This window comes from Kyrpidia tusciae DSM 2912 (genome assembly GCF_000092905.1).
Taxonomy (GTDB): domain Bacteria; phylum Bacillota; class Bacilli; order Kyrpidiales; family Kyrpidiaceae; genus Kyrpidia; species Kyrpidia tusciae.
This window is the reverse complement of the sequence record NC_014098.1, coordinates 2,640,500-2,661,641: the sequence shown is the minus strand read 5'-3', so window position 1 is coordinate 2,661,641 and position 21,142 is coordinate 2,640,500. Positions and strand designations below refer to the sequence as shown.

Sequence of the window (21,142 nt, the reverse complement as noted above, 5' to 3'; positions counted from 1 at the left end):
GTGGGGTTCGAAACGGTGCTGCGTTCCGGAGGGCCCCGTCCCGGGGATCGCAACGGTCAGTGTGCGGCTGTTCTCCGGGTGAAGGTCCGGAGTACCGCCCCGGCGGCCAAGAGCAGGACGAGGCTGTAGGCGATCATCACGGCCAGCAGTCCCAGGTTGTTCGCCAGGGCGGTGGCCGCGGGCGGGCCCACGGCCAGGCCCAGGGAGTAGGCGGTATTGACGATGCCGAAGGCCACCCCATATCCGCCGGAGCCAAACGTGCGGTCGGCCGCCGCTGTCATCATGGGCATGCAGGGAATCATCATGATCCCCCCGGCGATGCCGAAGATGGTGAGGGTCGTGACGGCGGCGGCGACGGTGGGCGCGAGGGCGACGGCGGGGGAGAGGATGGCGGCAAACAGAGTCCCCGCCAGAATCATGGAGCGGTGGTCCCGGCGGTCGGCCAGCCACCCGAGAAGAGGCTGCACCGCGGTGTATGCGGCGCTCATGATTCCGAAGGCGATTCCCACCCCGGCCATGTCGAGGCCGAAACGGGCGTGCAGATCGCCGGGCAACAGCGGTTCCAGAATTCCGTAACCGAAGGCGGCCACGGTGATGATAACGGCTCCCAGGCGGATTTCGGGAACACTCAGGACCACCCGGGTGGGCGGCGCCTCTTCCCCGGCGATCCCTTTACCCTTTGGCAGGGCGAAGACGGCGAAAAAGAGGACGGCCGCCGCGGCGGCAATGACGTAAAAAGGGGCGGAACGGCCAAACCAGCCGGCCACGGTGCCCCCGAAGACCGGGCCGACGATGGTGCCGAGGTTCGTCCCCGTCATGGCGATAGAAAGGTATCGCCCCCGCCACTCCGGGGGTGCCACATCGGTCACCAGAGCCGGGCCCGCGCTCCAGATTGCCGCCGCCGCCAGTCCCTGAAGCAGGCGGCTGAGGATCAGCGGCCACACCGAGGCGCTCCAGGCGAAAGCCAGGGTGGTGACCACGAGTCCGGCGAGGCCGAGGAGGAGCACCGGGCGCCGCCCCCAGCGGTCGGCCAGGAGGCCAAAGGGTACTCCTCCGGCCAGCAACCCGGCGGAGTAGGTGGCGAATACAGCGCCCAGGGCCCAACCCGGGGCACCGATTTCGGCCAGGTACAGGGGCACGATGGGGACGATGGCCCCGTAGACGACAGTGTCAAGGAACACGGAAGCCGCCACAATCAACAGGGCGGTCCATTTCATGGTATGACCTCCAGAAGTACAGGATGGACGATGGGTCTGAGGTGAGCGTGTCATGAACCCCGTTCGGCCGCATAGGCCGCGTATTGGCGCTCAAAAGGCCAGCACGATCATAATGGAAAAACGAGTTTTTTTGCAACGGCGGCGAATCGGCGGAGAGGAGAGGCCCCGGCCGGGCGCGGGAATGCTGTGATTATTCTAATCTGCAATATTGCTCCTCTACTTGAATAAGATCTGGAAATCTGGTAATTTAGTTATGCACCAATGTTTGTCATCCCTTTGTGGCCTGAGGTTCAACCAATCCAAAAAAAGGGGGAGCGGGCTCTTGCGCGTCGAATACCGATATACATACCAAACAACGCCGGAGGAGTTGTGGTCGATTCTGAATGATCCCGATGTGTTAAAGCGTCGGCTCCCGGGATGCAAACGGTTGGAGGAAGTGGGAGAAGGGAAGTACACCTCGGAGCTGGGGCTCGATGTGGGGCCTGTCAAAGGCACGTTTACTGGAGAGGTGGAGGTGCGGGATCCCCATCCGCCGCAAGAGTACAAGCTGCATGTCAAAGGGAGCGGAAAGCCTGGGGGAATCGATGCCCTGGCCCAAATCCGCCTGGAGCAACAGGACGGGAACACGATCTTGATATGCTCCGCCGATGCCCATGTCACGGGAATCATGGCTTCGGTGGGCCAGCGCATCATGGGTGGGGTGGCGAAGTTGTTATTGGGGCAGTTTTTCAAAGGTGTCGATCAGGAGATTAAGCGGGCACAGTCATAGGATCAACTGTGTGAGGAGGGGCTAGGATGGCGGCGACCAAAACGGTGGTAAGCCTCAAAGTGAACGGCGTGGAACGCACGGCAGAGGTGGAGCCCCGGCTGTTGTTGGTGCATCTTCTCCGGGATGTGCTGGGGCTGACGGGGACTCACATTGGCTGTGATACCAGCCAATGCGGGGTGTGCACGGTGCTCATAGACGGCCGGGCGGTCAAGTCCTGCACAGTGCTGGCTGTTCAGGCCGACGGCCACGAAATCACCACGGTGGAAGGCTTGGCCCAGGAGGGTCAGCTTCACCCGGTGCAGGAAGGGTTTTGGGAGAAGCACGGTCTCCAGTGTGGGTATTGCACCCCCGGGGCGATGATGACGGCGGTGGAGATTTTGAGGCAAAATCCCAATCCCACCGATGAGGAGATTCGCGAAGGTCTGGAAGGAGTCATCTGTCGGTGCACGGGATACGAGAATATCGTCCGCGCGGTCAAATATGCCGCTGAGCGGATGCGGGGTTAAGGAGGGACGGGCTATGGCGAGCGTGTTCGGCACAGCGATCAAACGGCGGGAAGACCCGAGGCTCATTACCGGCAACGGTCGGTACACGGATGACGTGCAGCTGCCCGGTATGTTGTATGCGGCGATCTTGCGCAGCCCCCATGCCCATGCGAAGATTCGCCGGCTGGATGTGGAGAAGGCCAAGCGGGCCCCCGGGGTGGTGGCGGTGTTCACCGGTGGGGATGTGGCCGGAAAAGTGGCGCCGATTCCCACGGCGTGGCTCCCTCCGGGTTCGGACATCAAGACCACGGCCCATCCGGCCCTGGCGGTGGAAAAGGTGCGTTATGTCGGGGACGGCGTGGCGATGGTGGTGGCCGAGAGCCGCTACGCGGCCCGGGATGCCCTGGAGTTGATCGAGGTCGACTACGAGGTTTTGCCGGCGGTGGTGGATGCGGAGAAGGCGATGGAAGAAGGGGCGCCAGTGTTGCACGACGACGCGCCCGGGAACGTGGCGTTCCACTGGCAGGCGGGGGAAGATCCGGCGGCGGAATTCGAAGGGGCCGATGTGGTGGTGCGCCATCGGTTTCGCCAACAGCGGCTGATTCCGAACGCGATGGAGCCGCGTTCGGCGGTGGCTCAATATAACGCCGGAAGCGGTGAGATGACCATGTGGCTCACTTCCCAAAACCCGCACATTCACCGTTTTCTTTTGTCGAATATTCTAGGTATTCCGGAACATAAGCTGCGGGTTGTCGCGGTGGATGTGGGAGGGGGATTCGGCAGTAAGATTGCCTGTTATGCCGATGAGGCTTTAGTGGGTTTTGCGGCGCGCGAATTGGGGCGGCCGGTGAAATGGACCGAAGATCGCCGGGAGAATTTTCTCGTTACGACCCATGGCCGGGATGAGGTCATCTACGCCGAGTTGGCCGGCAAGCGGGACGGAACCATGGTGGGACTTCGGATTCGCATGGTGGCGAACATGGGGGCTTACCTGTCCACGGCGGCGCCGGGGGTGCCGACGATCCTCTTTGGATTGATCACGGTGGGGCCGTACCGGATCGCCAAGGCGCATGTCGACGTGTTCGGGGTCTTTACGAACACCACGCCGACGGATGCGTACCGAGGGGCGGGGAGGCCCGAGGCCACCTATGTGATCGAGCGGATGGCCGACCTGTTTGCCAAAGAGATTGGAAAAGATCCGGTGGAGATTCGGAAGAAGAATTTCATTCCGTCAGATGCGTTTCCTTACACGACGGCTCTAGGGCTGCAATATGACAGCGGGGACTACGAGGGAACCCTGCGAAGAGCCATGGATATGCTCAATTACGAAGAGTTCCGGAAGGAGCAAGAGAGACTCCGGGCTCAGGGCCGGTACGTCGGCCTCGGATGGTCGACCTATGTCGAGATTTGCGGACTCGGGCCGTCACAGGTGGCCGGCGCTGTGGGATTCCAGGGCGGTCTGTGGGAGAGCGCCACGGTGCGGGTGCACCCAGGCGGCAAAGTGACGGTGTTCACCGGCGCCTCGCCCCACGGTCAAGGGGAAGAGACCACCTTTGCCCAGATTGTGGCAGATCGGTTTGGAATTCCGGTGGAAGATGTGGAGGTGGTTCACGGCGACACCGACCGGATCTCCATGGGGTGGGGAACCTACGGATCCCGGACAACGCCGGTGGGGGGCAGCGCCATTGCCGTGGCCGCTGACCGGGTGCTGGAAAAGGCCCGGAAGATCGCCGCACATATGCTCGAAGTGTCCGAAGAGGATGTTGAATTTGCAGATGGAACTTTTCAGGTGAAAGGGGTGCCCAGCCGTCAGGTGAAATTCCAGGACGTGGTTCTTCAAGCTCACCTGGCGTGGAACCTCCCGCCCGGGGTGGAGCCGGGCCTTGAGGCCCAAGCGTTTTATGATCCGGTGAATTTCTGCTATCCCTTTGGCGCCCATGCCTGTGTCGTGGAAGTGGACCCGGAAACGGGGAAGATTGAGATTCTCCGCTACGTGGCGGTGGATGATTGCGGGCCGGTGATCAATCCGATGATCGTCGAAGGCCAGGTGCACGGCGGGATCGTACAGGGAGTGGGCCAGGCACTGTGGGAAGGGGCGGTGTACGACGAGCAGGGGCAGCTGGTGACGGGCTCTTTCATGGACTACGCAATGCCCAAAGCGAAATTCTTCCCGGCCTTTGAGACCGCCCACACCGTCACGCCCGCTCCGCATAATCCCCTCGGGGTCAAAGGGATCGGAGAAACGGGCACCATCGCCGCAACGCCTGCCGTGGTCAACGCGGTGGTCGATGCTCTGGCGCCTTTCGGAGTCACCGACCTGGAGATGCCGTTGACGCCGGAGAAGATCTGGAAGGTCATCCATGGGAGGGAAGCCTGATGATTCCAGCAGCTTTTGCGTACGAACGGGCGCGATCGGTTCGGGAAGCAGTGCAATTGCTGGAAGCCCATCAAGGGGAGGCGAAGGTCCTCTCCGGGGGGCACAGCCTGATTCCGCTGTTGAAACTGCGGCTCACCTCTCCCGGGGTGCTGATCGATATCGGTGGTATCTCCGAACTCCGCGGTATCTCGGTGGAAGGAAGCCGGGTGGTGGTGGGAGCTTTAACGACTCACTATGAGGTGGCGTCGAGCGATATCGTTCGCGACAAGTTGCCGGTGCTTGCGGAAGCCGCAAAGCAGATAGGGGATCTCCAGGTACGAAACCGGGGCACAGTGGGGGGCAACATCGCCCATGCCGATCCGGCCTCAGATCTGCCTGCGGTGGCGCTGGCCTTGGATGCCACGGTCACGATCGAGGGTCCGAGCGGACGAAGTGAGGTGCCGGTGGCGGACTTTATTCTCGGCCCCCTGCTCACGTCTCTCGGGGCAAGCGACGTGGTGGTGTCCGTGGCCTTCCCAATCCCCCAGGGTTCTTGGAAGGGTGCGTACGAGAAATATCCCCACCCGGCCTCTGGTTATGCGGTGGCGGGGGTGGCGGCGGTTCTCGGAGTGGAGAACGGTGCAATCCGCGACGCACGGGTAGGGATAACCGGAGTGGCGGATACGCCGTACCGAGCCCGGGAGGTGGAAGCAGCCTTGATCGGCCAGCCCGCCGGGGAGGAGACGGTGCGCCGGGCCGCAGAACGGGCTGATGCCGAGGGCAGTTTTTCCGGAGACCTCTTTGCATCGGAGGATTACCGCCGGCATCTGAGCCGGGTCTACACCCGAAAGGCTTTGCTGCGGTGTCTCCCCTGATTTTGGCCCTTGAAAATCCTGCAAGAGGCCATTTGACGGGCGGGATAAACGTAGTATAATAGATCAAACTGTTCAATAAGTCGGTGGAAACAGAAGTGCGTGCGGGAAGGGAGGGATCCTGGTTACCTCTCAACTTGTAACCAGGGGATGATCTGCGCAGTCCATTTACCGATTTGGAGGCCGTCCGGTCGGCTCTTCGCCGGGAAGGGTATATTGCCGATCATTCCCTTGCCGTCGCGGTGTTTTTGACCTTGCGGCTGGAGCGGCCTCTTTTTCTCGAGGGAGAACCGGGGGTGGGCAAGACGGAGGTGGCGAAGGTGATCGCCGCAGCCGTCGGCCGCCCCCTTGTCCGCCTTCAGTGCTACGAAGGGATCGACCGGGAGAGCGCCCTGTACGAATGGGATTTTCCTCGCCAGATGCTCCACATCCGTCTGGCGGAGGCGGCCGGGATGCCCGGTGGTGGGCAGGGGGAGACGGAGAAAGTTTGGAGAGAACGACTCGAAGGGGAGCTTTTTTCCCGTCGCTTCTTGTTGCGACGGCCGTTACTCGCGGCCGTGGATTCCCAAGGGCCCGCGCCTGTTTTGTTGATCGATGAGGTGGACCGGAGCGATGAGGAATTTGAGGCGTTTCTTTTGGAACTGCTCGGGGAGTTTCAAGTGACGATCCCGGAGATTGGTACTCTAAGGGCCGAGGAGAAGCCGGTGGTCATTCTCACGTCCAATCGGACCCGGGAAATTCACGATGCGTTGAAGCGTCGTTGCTTGTATCATTGGATCGATTATCCGGATTTTTCGAAGGAGTTGGAGATCCTGCGTCTCAAGGTGCCCGGGGTTCCCCGGGAGTTGGCGATTCGGATCTGTCAATTCGTCCAGCGGCTACGCCGGGAACCCCTCTATAAAAGGCCCGGGGTGGCGGAGACGATCCATTGGGCCGAGGCGCTTTCCGCCCTGGGAGCCCGGTCATTGGATCCCAAAGTCGTGGAAGAGACCCTCGGGTGTTTGGTGAAATACCGGGATGACGTGGAAGTTCTCACCGCGGTGCGAGAAGATCGGCCCTATTTTGCAGATCTGCTTGGCGAGATCGAGGCGATGCCGGGATGAGCACGGAGAGAGGGGATCATCTGCTCTCGGAGCGGGCGCTGCTTGCGAGCGGGAATCGGATCCTTGCCAACTGTGCGGCGTTTTTTCGGGGGCTGCGGCGAATGGGGATTCCCGTGAGCGCAGAACAAGAGGCGCTTGCCGTTGAGGCCTTGGCCTGTCTCCCACCGGGGGACGAAACGGCGATCCGGGAGGGTTGGCGGGCGATCTTGGCCCACAATCCGACGGAGCGGCAATGGTTTGACATCGCTTGGCGGCAGTTTGTCCTGATGCTGGTCGGGGTCCGGGAACCCCTCGTTGCCACCCAGACGCTCATGGCGAGTGTCGCAAGGCTGCGGGCGTCTTGGCGGAACCCCCCGCAGGTGATCTGGCTGGGGGCCGGTCGCGACGACTCCGAACCATCGCAGTCCGAGGCGCAGGTCCCCCTCGTGGTGCGGGGCGGCCGGAGTGCCGAGGAAACGCTGCGCGATCGGGATGCCGCCCGGCTGACGCCTGAGGAACTGCGGCAATTGGAAAGGGTGGATTTGGCTCCTCTGTGGCGGTCCAGCCGAAGGGAGCGAACCGGGCGAAAGGGGCGGCACTGGGATCCGTCGGCTACCCTCCGGAGTGCCGCCCGGTACGGGGAGTGTTTGGAACTCAAACGCCGCCGGCGGATGGTGCGCAGGCGACGATCTGTCTGGGTCTGTGATATCAGTGGCTCGATGGAGCCCTACAGCCGGATGGTGCTGCGGTTCGTGCACGCGGTGGCCAGGGCGGGAAATCCGGTGGAACTCTTTGTTTGCAGTACCCGCTTGACTCGGTTGACTCCGGCTTTAGCGTTGCGAGACGCGGATCGAGCCTTGGCGGAAATGATCGGCGGGGCGCCGGATTGGTCGGGAGGCACCCGGCTGGCGGCCGGACTGCGGCGATTGCGCTTGGAATGGGGTCGGCGGCTCTTGCCGGGGTCCGTTCTGATATTGGTGACCGATGGTCTTGAGGCGGAAGATCCGGAGGCGCTTGGCGTGGAGGTGCGGAGACTGCGGGGGCTTGCAAGCCGCACTATATGGCTCAACCCGGCCAGATCGGATCCCGACTACGAGCCCACCGCCCGAGGTGGGGTGCGGTTGGCGGGTGCGGTGGATCACCACTGGCCGGGCTACAGTTGGCGTAATTTTGAAGAGGCGTGGGAACGCCTAGGCGACCTGGAAAAACCATCTGCTGCGGGAGGAAAACGCGATGCGGGATCTCGAAGATATCTTTGAGGCCGGGTTGGCGGAATCTGAAGCCGGACGCCCGGTGGCCATAGCGCTGGTGGCCGGGGTAGAAGGGTCCGCCTATCTCCACGCCGGGGCGAGGAGGTGGGTGCGATCCGGGGCACTTCAGGTGGGGGCTCTATGATCGGGCCGGGGGATGTAGAACGCCGGGTGGGCGCGGTGATCTTAGCGGCCGGTCTGTCCACCCGCATGGGGAGGCCGAAGTGTTGGCTGCCGCTGGGAGGAAGGCCGCTTTTTTTGTACAGCGTGGAAGCCGCGGTTCGGGCGGGTCTTCACCCGGTGATTCTCGTGGGGAGCGAAGACCCGCGGCCGTTCCGCGAGGTGGTCAAAGATCGGACTGTGGAGGTGGTGCCCAACCCGGAACGCCATCGAGGGATGTCCACGTCATTGATTCGAGGTCTGGACCAGCTACAGGGACGCGCGCAGGCCGTCATGATCCTACTCGCTGACCAACCGTTGGTGACGGAATCGCTGATTTCGGCGTTGCTTCAGGAATACCAGATGGGGTATAAGGCTGGGGTGCGCATTGTTCGCCCGACTTTTGAGGGATTGCCCGGCCACCCGGTTCTGATCGATGAAGAACTTTTTGCTGAGATGATGGCGATCACCGGGGACGAAGGCGGCCGGTCCGTTCTCGCCCGTCACCGGGACCGCATGAAGATGGTGCCCTGGGGGGATGAACGGGCGGGTTTGGATATCGATACGCCCCATGCCTATCAGCAGCTGCTGAAGACGTTTCTGCCGGTTCAACAAGGTTGCGGCGACCATTCCCGTTCGCAAGGAAAACGGGTCGATCCCGAACCGCCCTCGACCAGGGCCCAATAGATCGATTCCGGCGGTTTATCATAGAAAGAAAGTGGGGGAACACCCATGGAACCCTTGATTTGTCTGGATGATTCGGTAGGCACCGGCCGGCTGGTGGACCGGTTCGGACGGGTTCACGATTATCTGCGCATTTCCGTCACCGACCGCTGCAATCTTCGCTGCCTGTACTGTATGCCCGCGCATGGGGTTCAATTCATGGAATCCCGGCGGTTGATGACCTACGAAGAGATCGTCACCGTGGTGCGTGTGGCGGCCCGCCTCGGGGTCAAGCGGCTGCGGATCACCGGGGGGGAACCCTTGGTCCGGCCGGACATCGACCGCTTGATTGAAGCCCTCGGAGCGATTCCGGGGATTGAAGACATGGCCATGACCACCAATGCCCTTCTTCTGGCCGGCCGTGCCGAACGGCTGTTCCGGGCGGGGCTCCGGCGGATCAACATCAGCATCGATTCATTAAAACCGGACCGCTTTGCCAAAATTACCCGGGGTGGGGATCTCGCCAGGGTGTTGCGCGGGCTGGAGGAGGCGGAGCGGGTGGGCATGGCTCCCATCAAGATCAACGTGGTCCTGATGAAGGGCCTGAACGAAGAGGAAATTGACGATTTTCTGCGCCTTTCGGTGGAAAAACCGTATGTGGTGCGGTTTATCGAATATATGCCCATCGGGCACGAAGATGAGACATGGAAGGAAGCGTACCTGCCCTTGAACCGGGTGTTGGAACGCGCTGCGGAGTTGGGGTATGAGATCGAGCCGACGGCCGTGCCGGGAAACGGCCCCGCGGAAAATTGGCGCATTCGGGGCGGGGCGGGGGCTTTCGGACTCATTCATCCAGTGAGTGCACATTTTTGCTCAGCCTGTAACCGACTACGCTTGACCGCGGACGGCTATCTAAAACCGTGCCTGTATTGGCAGGAAGAACTGAACGTCCGACGCTGTAACGGCGACGAAGCAGCCTTAGAGGCCATGTTTTACCGAGCTCTGGACATTAAGCCAGAGCGTCACGAGATGGCGGAAGCCTTGGAAGGGAAGGAACGCAGCCATCTGCCCACTGTCCGCCGCATGTCCCAGATCGGGGGGTGACCTTCAGAAGTCCGTTGCGGCGCCAATTGAGGGATGCGGTTGGAATGCGCGGCGGCGGTTGCCATACATGATCGTCTCTCCGCCGGGTGATCCTAACCGATAGCGGTCGGTCAAGACCGGATCCATCGCGAGGGAGGGACCCGGCGTGGAGGACACACCCAAGACCGGCCGCCGACCCGGAGCGGTGCGGTCGGATATCCCGGTCCAATCGATGAGCTCGGCCGAGAAGGCGGAGGAAGACATCGAGGAAGGCATGGACCGGATGATGAACGAGGGCGGCGGCGTCGTGGAACACTACCACGAGAATGCCCCGGTACACCGCAACGATCTGGTGGATGTGGAAGACGAGAACCCCGGCATGACCTGACGGCCGGGGTTCTTTTCGTGAGCGGGTCCAACTCACCCGGGCGGGCGGCATGGCTCTTGTCCATATTGTTATCACGCCGTGGGACCGCAAGATGAAAGAGCACAAAGGCGACGACACCCGGTTGACAAGGCGGCCCCGGGATAGTAGCATATGTCTTGGTAATGAGAATCATTATCACTTTTTTAGTATCATTCCAAGATGCGAAGGGGGATTGAGATGAAGTCCGCGTATTCCGTCATTGCGGTCACCCTGGCCGGCGTCCTCGCGGCGGCAGGGTGCGGGTCCCAGGGGCCGACGGTCTCCAACGGGCCGGAAGCCGTTCAAACCGAGGAGCAGTCGCTGCAATCGAACCTGAAGAACATGCTGGAGACGGCCGGTCAACTGAAACAAGCCCTCGCCGGGGGCCAGGAGGCGCAGATTCGCTCTCTGGTGGGAAAACTCGACGACCAGTGGGAGTCGTTTGAAGACCATCTCCGCAAAAAGGATCCGGTCCAGTACGCCAACATCGAAAAGTATTTGAATCCCCTCGCGGCGGGTGTGAAGGCGAGTTCCCTCGATGTGCAGACCCTGACCGCGTTCAATGACGGTTTGATCCAGGCGTTGAACGAATGTTTGGCCGCCGTGGAAAGCCAAACGTTGGGTGCCGGGGGGGCGAACAATCCGAAACTTCAGGCCGCGGCCAAGCAGTATCACGACTATGTGGTGCAACAAAGCGAGTCATTGGTCGAGTATACTTCCCGATTCGTCGACGCCGTCCTGGCCGGGGATGTGAACAAAGCGAAATCGCTGTATGCCCCCGCCCGGGTGTATTATGAACGCATCGAACCGATCGCGGAAAGCCTCGGGGATCTGGATGCCAAGATCGACGCGAGGGAAAACGATGTCCCCAAGGAGGAATGGGGCGGTTTTCACGAAATCGAAAAAGCGCTGTGGGTGAACGGGTCCGTACAAGACCAGGGGCCGTATGCGCGACAATTGCTGTCGAATGTCACAGAGCTCCATAAAACGGTGCAGACGTTGACCATTCAACCGGCGGAGGTCGTGGCGGGAGCGGTGGAACTGCTCAATGAGGCCGCCTCTTCAAAAATCACCGGGGAGGAGGAGCGGTATTCCCATACCGATCTGGTCGATTTGTCTGCCAATGTGGAGGGCGCCGAAGCCGCGTTCAATGCCGTGAAACCGGTCCTTCAACAAAAGGATGCGAATCTGGCTGCCAAGATCGAGCAGCGATTCCAGGATGCGAAACATGTGCTGGATGCCTACCGCACCGGGGACGGGTTCCGGTCTTATGCAGAGTTGAAGACAGAAGATACCAAGAATATCAGCCAGGCCATCAACAGCATTGCAGAACCTCTCTCCCAACTGGCCAAGATCTTGGAATGAACAGGAAGGAAAGGGTTGAGCCATGGAATCGAAGCATCCGGATGGTGGGATCCGTCGAGAAGGCGCTGACACGGATTTCCTCCACAAGAAAATGAGTCGGAGAGAGGTGCTGCGGCTGTCGGCCGCCGCCGGGTTCGGGTTGGTTCTCGGAATGGGGAGTTTGAGCCTGTTGCGTCCGGGAGAAGTTCCCGAGGGAGGGGCGGCGGCCGGCGCGGGTGCGGGCGGGATCGGCGGGGGGGATGTCATCGAATTCTATGGTCCTCATCAGGCGGGGATCGCCACGCCCCAACAGGATCATCTGGTATTGGCGTCCTTTGACGTCACGGGTTCCGGGCGCAACGATCTGCGCGATTTGTTGCGCCTCTGGTCTTCGTATGCGGCGCGGATGTGCCGGGGGGAACGGGTTGGGGCGGACCCGGCGAATCGGTATCTTCCGCCGGACGACAATGGGGAGGCGGTGGGCTTGGCGCCGGGCAAACTCACGATCACCTTCGGACTTGGCCCCACGCTCTTTCGGAAAGACGGCGTGGACCGCTTTGGTCTGGCCGGCCAACAGCCCGAGCCGTTGCGAGAGATCCCGCCGATGCCCAGGGATGACCTGCGTCCGGAGTGGTGCGGCGGAGATTTGTGCATTCAGGCTTGCTCCGACGATCCCCAGGTGGCTTTTCACGCAATCCGGCATCTGGCCCGGGCGGCCGCGGGAGCGGCGGCGGTCCGCTGGGTCCAACAGGGTTTCCTCCGCAAACCTTCGAATGCGGCGGGAGAGGCCGGGACGCCCCGCAATTTGTTCGGGTTTAAGGATGGTACCGGCAATGTCGATATCGCCGATCCGGGAGAGATGAACCGGCACATTTGGGTCAATGGAACCGATCAGCCGTCCTGGATGCGGGGCGGGACCTATCTGGCCGTCCGGAGGATTCGCATGCTCATCGAGGTGTGGGACCGGTCGTCCCTGACGGACCAGGAGAAGACCATGGGCAGGAAAAAAGACAGCGGAGCGCCCTTCGGAGGCCAAGACGAATTTTCCCCGGTGAACCCCGCCCTTCTGCCGGCGACATCCCATGTGCGGCTGGCGCGCGGCGACGGGAGCGTCAAGATGTTGCGCCGGAGTTACTCCTACCTGCACGGGATCGACGGGAAGACGGGCTCCCTCGATGCGGGTCTGGTGTTCATGGCTTTCCAAAGGGATCTGCAGAAGCAATTTGTTCCCGTTTTGGAGAGGTTGGCCGCCCAAGACGCGCTGAATGAGTACATTTCCCATATCGGAAGTGCCGTTTTCGCTTGCCCGCCCGGCGCGCGACCGGGGGGGTACGTCGGGGAAACGTTGCTTGGCTGAAGTCGGATTCTTAATGTTTCCGACCGTTGCGCCCTCTCCCCGGGCATGGTATAGTGATCATTGAATCGTGCAAATTGTCCATCGCATGGTTGGAGAGGGAGTTGAAACTCCATCTTTTTTCGGTTTCTAATTGAGAATCATTCTCAAGAACGACTTCGGCCACGGAATGCAAGGGGCCGTATTCCGGAGCCTTTTCCAATAGAGAAGAGAGGTGCGCTAACGTGATCAAAAAAGTTCTCCTGGCGATATGCCTTCTTTTCGCCCTTGTCGTTCTCCCGGCCCTTCAGGTGGGGGCTGCTCCGGCAGACGATATGAAGCAGGCAGAAGTGTGGGTCGGCCAAGCGTTGGATCGGGTCAAGCAAGGAGATCTGGAAGGGGCGGGAGAAAGTTATCGTCAATTTACGGAAGCGTGGATGGCCAAGGAAGACGGGGTGCGGGAGACCTCCCGCGAGGCGTACAAAGACATTGAGGACGCCATGGGACAAGTGCAGCTCGCCCTCGCCCAAGGAAAACCCGATCAAGTGGAGCACGCCCTGACCGCCCTTCAGGATACATTGCGCAAATTTATTGAAGGCGGATACCCGGCCGGTCCATCTCGTTCCGCCGGCGGAAAAGCCACCGTGGCCACCCTGGTGGAGCTCCTGCAACAGGCCCAGGAGCAAATCCGTGAAGGCCAAATCGCTGAAGCGGCCGAAACCGTCGATCGCGTGCAGATGTCGTGGCTTGACGTAGAAGGGTTGATCGTGGCCAAGTCCCCCGACATCTACGGGCCGATGGAACAGGATATGGTCACCGCGAAAGCTCTCCTGACCAAGAATCCCCCCGATGTGGAGCACGCCCGGACGGTCATCGAACGCATGGAGAACCGGCTTGCACCGCTTTCGGGCACCACCTCCTACACCTTTTTTGACGCCGCCCTGATCCTACTGCGGGAGGGACTGGAGGCGATGCTCGTGGTCGTCGCCCTCCTGGCGTTTTTGCGCCGGTCCGGTCATCCGGACAAACAGGCGTGGGTCTGGACCGGTGTCGCGGGGGGCATCGCGGTCAGCATTTTGCTGGCTGTGCTCGTCCAGATCCTTTTCACCAGCGGCACCTTCGGCGACAACAACGCCCTGATCGGCGGGTGGACCGCCCTGTTGGCCGCCGTGATGCTGCTGTACGTCAGCTACTGGCTGCACAGCAACGCCAATATTGTAAAATGGCAGCAGTACATTCGGGAGAAAACGGGCCGCGCCCTGGCCCGGGGCAGTCTCGTCTCTCTCGCTCTGTTGTCGTTTCTGGCCGTCTTTCGGGAGGGGACCGAAACGGTGCTCTTTTACATCGGCATGGCGCCCTCGATCGGCATCGGCGGCCTTCTGCTCGGGCTGGCAACGGGAACCGGCCTGTTGCTGATACTGGGCGGCCTCATGTTTGTCGCGGGCCTGCGCATCCCCGTGCGACCCTTTTTCCTGATTTCGAGTGTCCTGGTGTTCTATCTCTGCTATAAGTTTGTCGGCGTGGGTATCAACCATCTCCAGGCGGCGGGGGTGATGCCCGCCACACCGGGAACGTACCTGCCGAGTATTGAGGTTTTGGGTATGTACCCGACCTGGCAAACCACCGTCCCGCAACTGGTGCTGCTGCTTGCCGCCGCGGGATGGTTGATCTGGACGCGGATCAACGATCAGCGCCTCCGCCGGGATGTTTCCGCGGAACATTGAAACCGCGGTGGGGATCGCTATCATCAATTCTGTCGGTAGCTTGGGTGGGTTGGCGGAGCCGTATATCATTGGCGCGGTCAACGCCTCCACAGGTTCGGTGGCGAGTGGAGTCTCTTTTCTTGCCGCCCGTCTCTTGGCGGGAATGATCCTTGTCCTGCTTTTGCCCTATCGCCGGTCTGTTTCTAGCCGTTTGGGATAAACGGGTTGGCTGAAGACACGGGCCGCGGGCGGTTGCCTGCGGCCCTTGGCATTTATAAAGCGATTGACAATTTTCTTAGGAAATTTGTATGATGAGAAGTGAAGTATGTATCGGAACAATGTTCCGTATTATAGAACACCGTCGGGCACGGACGGGAAGGGGGATGGCGGTGGACCAAAGTGGAAAACAAGCGGCGACGTTCGGCGCCCTGCGGGAGGAACTGCGGACCGCCTTCGGGCGGGACGCCGTGACGGCCAGAGCCTTTGCGGGAACACCAGACGGGCCGCCGGCGGATCTGGATGAATTGCGGCCCCGGGATGAACGGGAGGCGGCGGAGATCGTTCGCTGGGCGGCGGACAGAGGGGTGCAACTCTTGCCCCTTGGGGCGGGGACCCAGTGGATTCCGAGTCTGCAGGAGGGCGCGGAGCCGCTTGTCGTATCTGCTGCTGCCATGTCCGGTGTTGTGGAGTACGATCCCGGAGATTTGGTCATGGTCGTTCGGTCCGGAACACCGCTGGCTGAAATAGAGCGGGTCGCGGGGGAACACGGGCAATGGCTGCCCGTCGATCCCCTGGTGAGCGAAAGGGCCACCTTGGGGGGCGTCATCGGTACCGCGGCGGCGGGGCCGCATCGCCTCGGTTACGGACCTCTGCGGGACTGGGTCATCGGGCTCCGAGCGGTGACCGCAGACGGACCGATCCGGGCAGGCGGCAAAGTAGTGAAGAATGTGGCCGGGTATGACGTGACGAAGCTTTTTATCGGATCCCAGGGCAGCCTCGGTCTCGTAACCGAGGCGGCGATCAAACTTCGCCCCCTTCCGCCGGAGCGGCGGCTTCTCGCTTTCAAGGCCCCGGATGTCGAACCATTGCAATCCTTCGCCCGGGAGTTGATGGACCGGTCCTGGAGTCTATCTGCGGCGGAGTGGATCAACCCGGCCTTGGCGGCGGCCTGCGGTCTGCCCAAGGAATGGTTCGCCCTTCTCGGCACGGATGACTTATCGAAGTCGGCCCAGGGCGCGGTGGAGGGGTGGCGCCGGCTGGCGAGGGAACATGGTTTGGAAGAGATTGGGGCATGGGCGGGCCGGGACGCGGACGATCTTTGGAGTCGCTATCGTAACGCTTTGGGCGGCACCCCGGCTTTGCGGGTGCGATGGGTGATGTGGCCAAGCCAGGTTCCCGGAACGGCGTTGCACCTTCACGTCGGACGCGTTGGGGGAAAGGTGGAGGATGGCCCCGGAACGGCCGGCGGGCTCGCGAGTTCTTTGCGCGAAGAAGCGACCGATCGTTTGTTCGTGTCCGGAGGACTCGGTACCGGAGAGGTCCGGGCGGCCTGGATCTTGGGGGACGCTGTCCCTGAGGAGGCCGGCCATCACATCCTTGCTCGGATCGCGGCGGTGACTGAGGCGGTGCGATCGGACATGGGGCGGGTGCGGGTGGAACGCGTGCCCTTTGCGTGGAGAAAATCGCTCCTCGGGACCCTCGGATCCGCCGCGGAGTCCCCACTTAGCCGCCGGGTGAAGGAAGTCCTGGATCCTGGAAACGTCTTTGTCTCCGCAGATTTTATGGGAGGTGTATGATTGATGCCGTCGTCAGGGGCAGAGTCGGCCCGGGAGGATTACTCCCCAGGGCCTGCGGCGGGGCAGTCCGGCTCCTTGGAGGGGACCACCGCTTTTCGATGGGACGATCCGCCGGACCCAGATAAATATTCCGTGTGCGTTCATTGCGGACTTTGTTTGGAAGCATGTCCAACGTATCAAGAGCTGGGCATCGAGAACCAATCTCCCCGGGGGCGGGTGTACCTCATCCGGGCGGCCTCCGAAGGGCGGCTTCCCCTGGACGAGGCATTGATCGACCCGGTTTTCCGGTGCCTCGACTGCCGGGCTTGCGAATCGGTCTGCCCGTCGGGGGTTCAGGTCGGGACGCTGATCGAACAAGCCCGGGGGCAGGTGTTCGCCGCCCGGCCGGCCCAGGGCTGGCAGGGTTTTATTCAACGCTTGTTTTTGCAACGGATTTTTCCGCGCCCAAAGCGCCTGCGCAGGTTGGCCCGGATTGGCCGATTTTATCAGCGAACCGGCCTGGCCCGCCTCGCCCGGAGCACCGGGGTTCTGAATCTTTTTCCGCCTCACTTGAGGGAGATGGAGGCGGCCCTTCCGCAGATTCCCGCCACCAGCTCCAGAGAGCTGCTCCCGGCCCAGGTGCCCGCGCAGCGGCAACGCCGGGGACGAGTTGCCCTGGTCACCGGCTGTGTGATGGACGTCCTGTTCACCGACACCAATTTGGCCACGGCCCGGGTGCTGGCCCGAAACGGCTACGAGGTGAGGGTGCCCGAGGGGCAGGTTTGCTGCGGCGCCCTGCAGGTGCACGCCGGGGATCGGGAGACAGCCAAAGCCATGGCCAAGCAGAACATCGATGCGTTTCTGGCCGAAGACGTCGATGCGGTGATCATCAATGCAGCGGGCTGTGGTGCGGCGATGAAAGAATACGGGGAACTTTTGCGCAGCGACCCGGCCTACCGTGAGAAGGCGGAGCGATTCAGCCGCAAAGTCAAAGATGTCGCGGAGTTTCTCGCCGAAGTGGGGTTCGATCCTCCCAAGGGCAGGGTGGAAATGACGGTCACTTACCACGATGCCTGCCATCTGAGCCACGCCCAGGGAGTTCGCCAGCAGCCCCGGGACATTCTCGCCTCGATTCCGGGTCTGCGCGTCGTGGAGATGCCCGATTCGGACCGCTGCTGCGGGAGCGCGGGAATCTACAATCTCACCCACCCGGAGATCGCCAGTCCCTTGCTCGATCGGAAAATGGCCGACGTCCCCGAAAAGGCCGAGGCGATTGTCATGGGCAATCCCGGGTGCATGATGCAAATCCGGGCGGGTGTCCAGAGGACAGGGGTGCCGCGCAAGGTGCTGCACACCGTGGATATCCTCGATGCGGCCTACCAAGCGGAGGAGGAGACGCGATGAGCACGGCGCGGGAGAAATTGGTGGAGGAACTGGCGCGGATCGTCGGCCCGAAGAGTGTCATCTCAGACAGGCACCAGCTCATGGCCTACGAGTGTGACGGCTATACCATCCAGCGGGGCCTGCCCGCCGCGGTGGTGTTTCCGGCAGACACGGACCAAGTGGCGGCGGTGGTGAAATATCTCCATCGGGAGAAGATCCCGTTTGTACCGAGGGGTGCGGGCACCGGGCTCAGTGGCGGGGCGATCCCGCTGCACGGCGAGGTGGTGGTGAATCTGGTCCGCATGAATCGGATTCTCCACATCGATTACGAAAACCGCTACGCCGTGGTTCAGCCCGGGGTGGTGAACCGCCGGTTGTCCCAGGTGGTGGGCGCCCGGGGTTACTACTATGCCCCCGACCCGTCGAGCCAGCAGGCCTGCACCTTGGGAGGGAACATCGGCGAAAACGCCGGGGGACCTCATTGTCTCAAATACGGGGTGACGACCAACCATGTTCTTGCCCTGGAGTGGGTGCTTCCGGACGGGCAGGTGGTGATGGTCGGCGGGCCGAACGGTGACGATGTCGGCTACGATCTGCGGGGGTTGTTCATCGGCACGGAGGGGACCCTCGGAATCGTGACCCGGATCTGGGTGAGGCTGCTAAAAAAACAGGTCGGGGTCAAGACGATCCTGGCGCTGTTCGATCGGGTGGAAGACGCCAGCCGGGCAGTCTCCGGGATCATCGCGAAAGGGATCCTGCCCGGGGCTTTGGAAATGATGGACCGGCTGGCCATGCGGGCGGTGGAGGCCGGAGCGTATCCGGTGGGGTATCCCGAGGACATCGAAGCCGTTTTGCTCCTTGAGCTGGACGGCGCGGCGGAAGGTCTGGAGGATCAGGCCGAAGATGCCGTGAAGGTGTGCAAAGAGCACGGGGTGCGGGACGTCCGGGTGGCGGCCAGTGAACCGGAGCGGACCCTTTGGTGGAACAATCGGAAAACAGCATTTGGGGCGATGGGGAACATCTCCCCGGATTATCTCGTGCAGGATGGAGTGATTCCCAGATCCACCCTTCCCGATGTCCTTGCCCGAATCGCCGAGATCAGTAAAGATTCCGGCCTGCGCATCGCCAACGTGTTTCACGCCGGGGACGGCAATCTCCATCCATTGGTGCTCTTTGACTCCGGGGTGCCGGGAGAGACCCAACGGGCGGTGGAGACGGGCTCCCGGGTCCTTCAGGTCTGCGCCGATGTGGGAGGGTCGATCACCGGCGAGCACGGGGTGGGGCTCGAAAAAATGTACGACATGGAGAAAATTTTTAGCCCTGCGGACATCGAATACCAACTCAAGATCCGGGGAATCTGGAATGCAGAAGAACTGTGCAACCCGGGGAAACTCTTTCCGCGGCCCGCCAAATGTATCGATGCGAAGGCCGTTGCGGCCGGGAGGGGGTGAGGCAGGCACGGAGATCGGATTGACGGGGCCGGGCCGGCCCCCTCCACCCGACAAGATTATCTACAGTGGGTGAAAAAGAGAGAAAATTGCAGGTAAGGAGGGGTCTGGTTGAGTCCTTGGCATCAAGTGTATTATCCCGTAGGGGGAAGCCTTTGGTTGTCCGCCCTGGTGGCGGTCATCCCCATCGCCTTCTTCTTCTGGGCGCTGGCCGTGCGCCGGATGAAAGGCCATGTGGCGGGGCTGTTGACACTGCTACTCGCCGTGATTCTCGCCATCATTGTCAACGGCATGCCGGTTCCCATGGCCGTCTCCACGGCGATCTACGGGATGTTGAGTGGACTGTGGCCGATCGGTTGGATCGTGTTTACCGCCGTATTTTTGTATAACATTACAGAAGAATCCGGGTATTTTCGCGTCATTCGCGACTCGATCACCGGGCTCACCGGAGACCGGCGGATGCAGGCCTTGTTGATCGCATTTTCGTTTAGTGCATTCATGGAAGGTTCGGCGGGGTTTGGGACGCCGGTGGCCATCGCCGCCGCCATTCTGGCGGGTCTTGGGTTTAACCCGTTGTACGCTGCGGGGATATGCTTGGTCGCGAACAGTGCGCCAGTGGCCTTTGGCGCCATCGGGATTCCCATTACCACCGCCGCCCAGGTCACAGGGATGGATGCCCACACGATCAGCCAGGTGGTGGGGCGTCAGCTTCCGATTCTTTCCCTGTTTCTACCTTTTTGGCTGGTGCTCATCATGAGCGGGTGGAAACGGACCATCGAGGTGTTGCCGGCGATTCTCATCTCCGGCGGTTCCTTTGCCATCACGCAATTTTTGGTCTCCAATTTTGTGGGACCGGAGCTACCGGACATCGCTTCCGCTTTTGTCAGCTTGATCGCTCTGGCCCTGTTCCTCCGGGTGTGGCGCCCGAAGGAAGAATTTCATTTTGCCGATGAAAAGGCCGATGCTATTGTCAACCAAGCGGCGGCGGCCCGGCAGCAGCACAGTTCCGGGGACATGGTTCGGGCCTGGGCGCCCTGGGTGATTCTCACCGTGATGATTATTATCTGGTCTTTGCCCGCCTTTAAATCGGCCGTCGCCGGGACCACGATTGCGGTGAATTGGCCCTGGCTGAACAAACTGGTAGTCTCGGTTCCTCCTGTAGCTGCAAAAAACACCCCCATGGCGGCGGTGTGGAAGTTCGACTGGCTGGGAGCCACGGGGACGTCGATTCTGATCGCCTCGATTCTGTCGATGTTTGTGGTGCGCATGTCGGTGGGGACTTGGTTTAAGGTGCTCGTTCGCACCTTCCGGCAGTTGTTGTGGCCGTTGGTCACCATCGCCGCGGTGCTGGGGTTCGGCCACGTAACGAATTACTCCTCCATGAGCGCCACCATCGCTTTGGCCCTGGCCGGAACCGGCGTACTGTTTCCGCTTTTCTCGCCGATTCTCGGTTGGCTGGGCGTCTTTCTCACCGGTAGTGACACGTCGTCGAATGTGTTGTTTGGCAACCTGCAGAAGATTACTGCCGAGCAGTTGGGACTCAATCCGTACCTGATGGTGGGGGCGAACAGTTCCGGGGGGGTGACCGGCAAAATGATCTCTCCCCAGTCCATCGCCGTGGGGGCTTCGGCGACGGGGTTGGCCGGCCGGGAAGGCGAGATTTATCGATTCACCCTTAAACATAGTATACTGTTTGTGTTGATCGTTTCGGTGATTACAACGATCGAGGCCTACGTGTTCCCGGGATTGATCCCCAAGTAGGGCGCGTCTCGGCACCCGGGGAACATCCGGGCAATAGTCTAGCGAGGTATGGT

General features: G+C 61.5%; 19 protein-coding genes. 18 read left to right on the top strand and 1 reads right to left on the bottom strand.

Annotated elements, in window-relative coordinates; genetic code table 11:
• Positions 1–56 precede the first annotated feature (56 nt).
• The gene (locus BTUS_RS13210; protein WP_013076574.1) at positions 57–1,217 is read right to left on the bottom strand and encodes an MFS transporter; all 1,161 of its coding nucleotides are present in this window, start codon (positions 1,215–1,217) and stop codon (positions 57–59) included.
• Positions 1,218–1,539: 322 nt separating this feature from the next.
• On the opposite strand from BTUS_RS13210, the gene BTUS_RS13205 reads away from it, so the two are divergent.
• The 18 genes from BTUS_RS13205 to BTUS_RS13125 all read left to right on the top strand — a co-directional run bounded on the left by BTUS_RS13205 (position 1,540) and on the right by BTUS_RS13125 (position 21,089).
• A complete protein-coding gene (locus BTUS_RS13205) occupies positions 1,540–1,986 on the top strand; it encodes a CoxG family protein (RefSeq protein ID WP_013076573.1) in 447 nt (148 codons plus the stop codon).
• 26 nt (positions 1,987–2,012) lie between these two features.
• Positions 2,013–2,492, top strand: a complete 480-nt coding sequence (locus tag BTUS_RS13200; RefSeq protein WP_013076572.1) for a (2Fe-2S)-binding protein — start codon at positions 2,013–2,015, stop codon at positions 2,490–2,492.
• Between the two features lie 13 nt (positions 2,493–2,505).
• The gene (locus BTUS_RS13195; protein ID WP_013076571.1) at positions 2,506–4,848 is read left to right on the top strand and encodes a xanthine dehydrogenase family protein molybdopterin-binding subunit; all 2,343 of its coding nucleotides are present in this window, start codon (positions 2,506–2,508) and stop codon (positions 4,846–4,848) included.
• Positions 4,848–5,702 carry an FAD binding domain-containing protein gene (locus tag BTUS_RS13190; RefSeq protein WP_013076570.1) on the top strand — a complete coding sequence of 285 codons (855 nt, stop codon included), beginning with the start codon at positions 4,848–4,850 and terminating at the stop codon, positions 5,700–5,702. The genes BTUS_RS13195 and BTUS_RS13190 overlap by 1 nt, the downstream gene beginning before the upstream one ends.
• 173 nt (positions 5,703–5,875) lie before the next feature.
• Entirely contained in the window at positions 5,876–6,802 is a 927-nt protein-coding gene (locus BTUS_RS13185; protein WP_013076569.1) for an AAA family ATPase, read from the top strand.
• Positions 6,799–8,040 carry a vWA domain-containing protein gene (locus BTUS_RS17030; protein WP_013076568.1) on the top strand — a complete coding sequence of 414 codons (1,242 nt, stop codon included), beginning with the start codon at positions 6,799–6,801 and terminating at the stop codon, positions 8,038–8,040. The genes BTUS_RS13185 and BTUS_RS17030 overlap by 4 nt, the downstream gene beginning before the upstream one ends.
• Positions 8,015–8,176, top strand: a complete 162-nt coding sequence (locus BTUS_RS18050) for an XdhC family protein (protein WP_013076567.1) — start codon at positions 8,015–8,017, stop codon at positions 8,174–8,176. Before BTUS_RS17030 ends, BTUS_RS18050 begins: the two co-directional genes overlap by 26 nt.
• Positions 8,173–8,877, top strand: coding sequence for a nucleotidyltransferase family protein (locus BTUS_RS13175; protein ID WP_013076566.1), 705 nt, complete (start codon positions 8,173–8,175; stop codon positions 8,875–8,877). Before BTUS_RS18050 ends, BTUS_RS13175 begins: the two co-directional genes overlap by 4 nt.
• A 45-nt stretch (positions 8,878–8,922) precedes the next feature.
• A complete protein-coding gene (moaA, locus tag BTUS_RS13170) occupies positions 8,923–9,957 on the top strand; it encodes a GTP 3',8-cyclase MoaA (protein WP_013076565.1) in 1,035 nt (344 codons plus the stop codon).
• 145 nt (positions 9,958–10,102) lie between these two features.
• A complete protein-coding gene (locus tag BTUS_RS13165) occupies positions 10,103–10,324 on the top strand; it encodes a hypothetical protein (protein WP_013076564.1) in 222 nt (73 codons plus the stop codon).
• Between the two features lie 216 nt (positions 10,325–10,540).
• Positions 10,541–11,707 carry an iron uptake system protein EfeO gene (efeO, locus tag BTUS_RS13160; protein WP_013076563.1) on the top strand — a complete coding sequence of 389 codons (1,167 nt, stop codon included), beginning with the start codon at positions 10,541–10,543 and terminating at the stop codon, positions 11,705–11,707.
• A 22-nt stretch (positions 11,708–11,729) separates the two neighbouring features.
• Positions 11,730–13,043 carry an iron uptake transporter deferrochelatase/peroxidase subunit gene (gene efeB, locus BTUS_RS13155; RefSeq protein WP_013076562.1) on the top strand — a complete coding sequence of 438 codons (1,314 nt, stop codon included), beginning with the start codon at positions 11,730–11,732 and terminating at the stop codon, positions 13,041–13,043.
• Between the two features lie 221 nt (positions 13,044–13,264).
• Positions 13,265–14,743, top strand: coding sequence for an FTR1 family iron permease (locus BTUS_RS13150; protein WP_013076561.1), 1,479 nt, complete (start codon positions 13,265–13,267; stop codon positions 14,741–14,743).
• A gap of 49 nt (positions 14,744–14,792) precedes the next feature.
• Entirely contained in the window at positions 14,793–14,942 is a 150-nt protein-coding gene (locus tag BTUS_RS18500; protein WP_169307980.1) for a hypothetical protein, read from the top strand.
• Positions 14,943–15,105: 163 nt separating this feature from the next.
• Positions 15,106–16,518: an FAD-binding oxidoreductase gene (locus BTUS_RS17025; protein WP_052300636.1), complete on the top strand. Its 1,413-nt coding sequence runs from the start codon at positions 15,106–15,108 to the stop codon at positions 16,516–16,518.
• 3 nt (positions 16,519–16,521) lie between these two features.
• A complete protein-coding gene (locus BTUS_RS13135) occupies positions 16,522–17,901 on the top strand; it encodes a (Fe-S)-binding protein (RefSeq protein ID WP_013076559.1) in 1,380 nt (459 codons plus the stop codon).
• Complete coding sequence (locus tag BTUS_RS13130) at positions 17,898–19,331, top strand: FAD-binding oxidoreductase (protein WP_013076558.1); 1,434 nt, start codon at positions 17,898–17,900, stop codon at positions 19,329–19,331. Before BTUS_RS13135 ends, BTUS_RS13130 begins: the two co-directional genes overlap by 4 nt.
• A 108-nt stretch (positions 19,332–19,439) precedes the next feature.
• Positions 19,440–21,089, top strand: coding sequence for an L-lactate permease (locus BTUS_RS13125; RefSeq protein WP_013076557.1), 1,650 nt, complete (start codon positions 19,440–19,442; stop codon positions 21,087–21,089).
• Positions 21,090–21,142 lie beyond the last annotated feature (53 nt).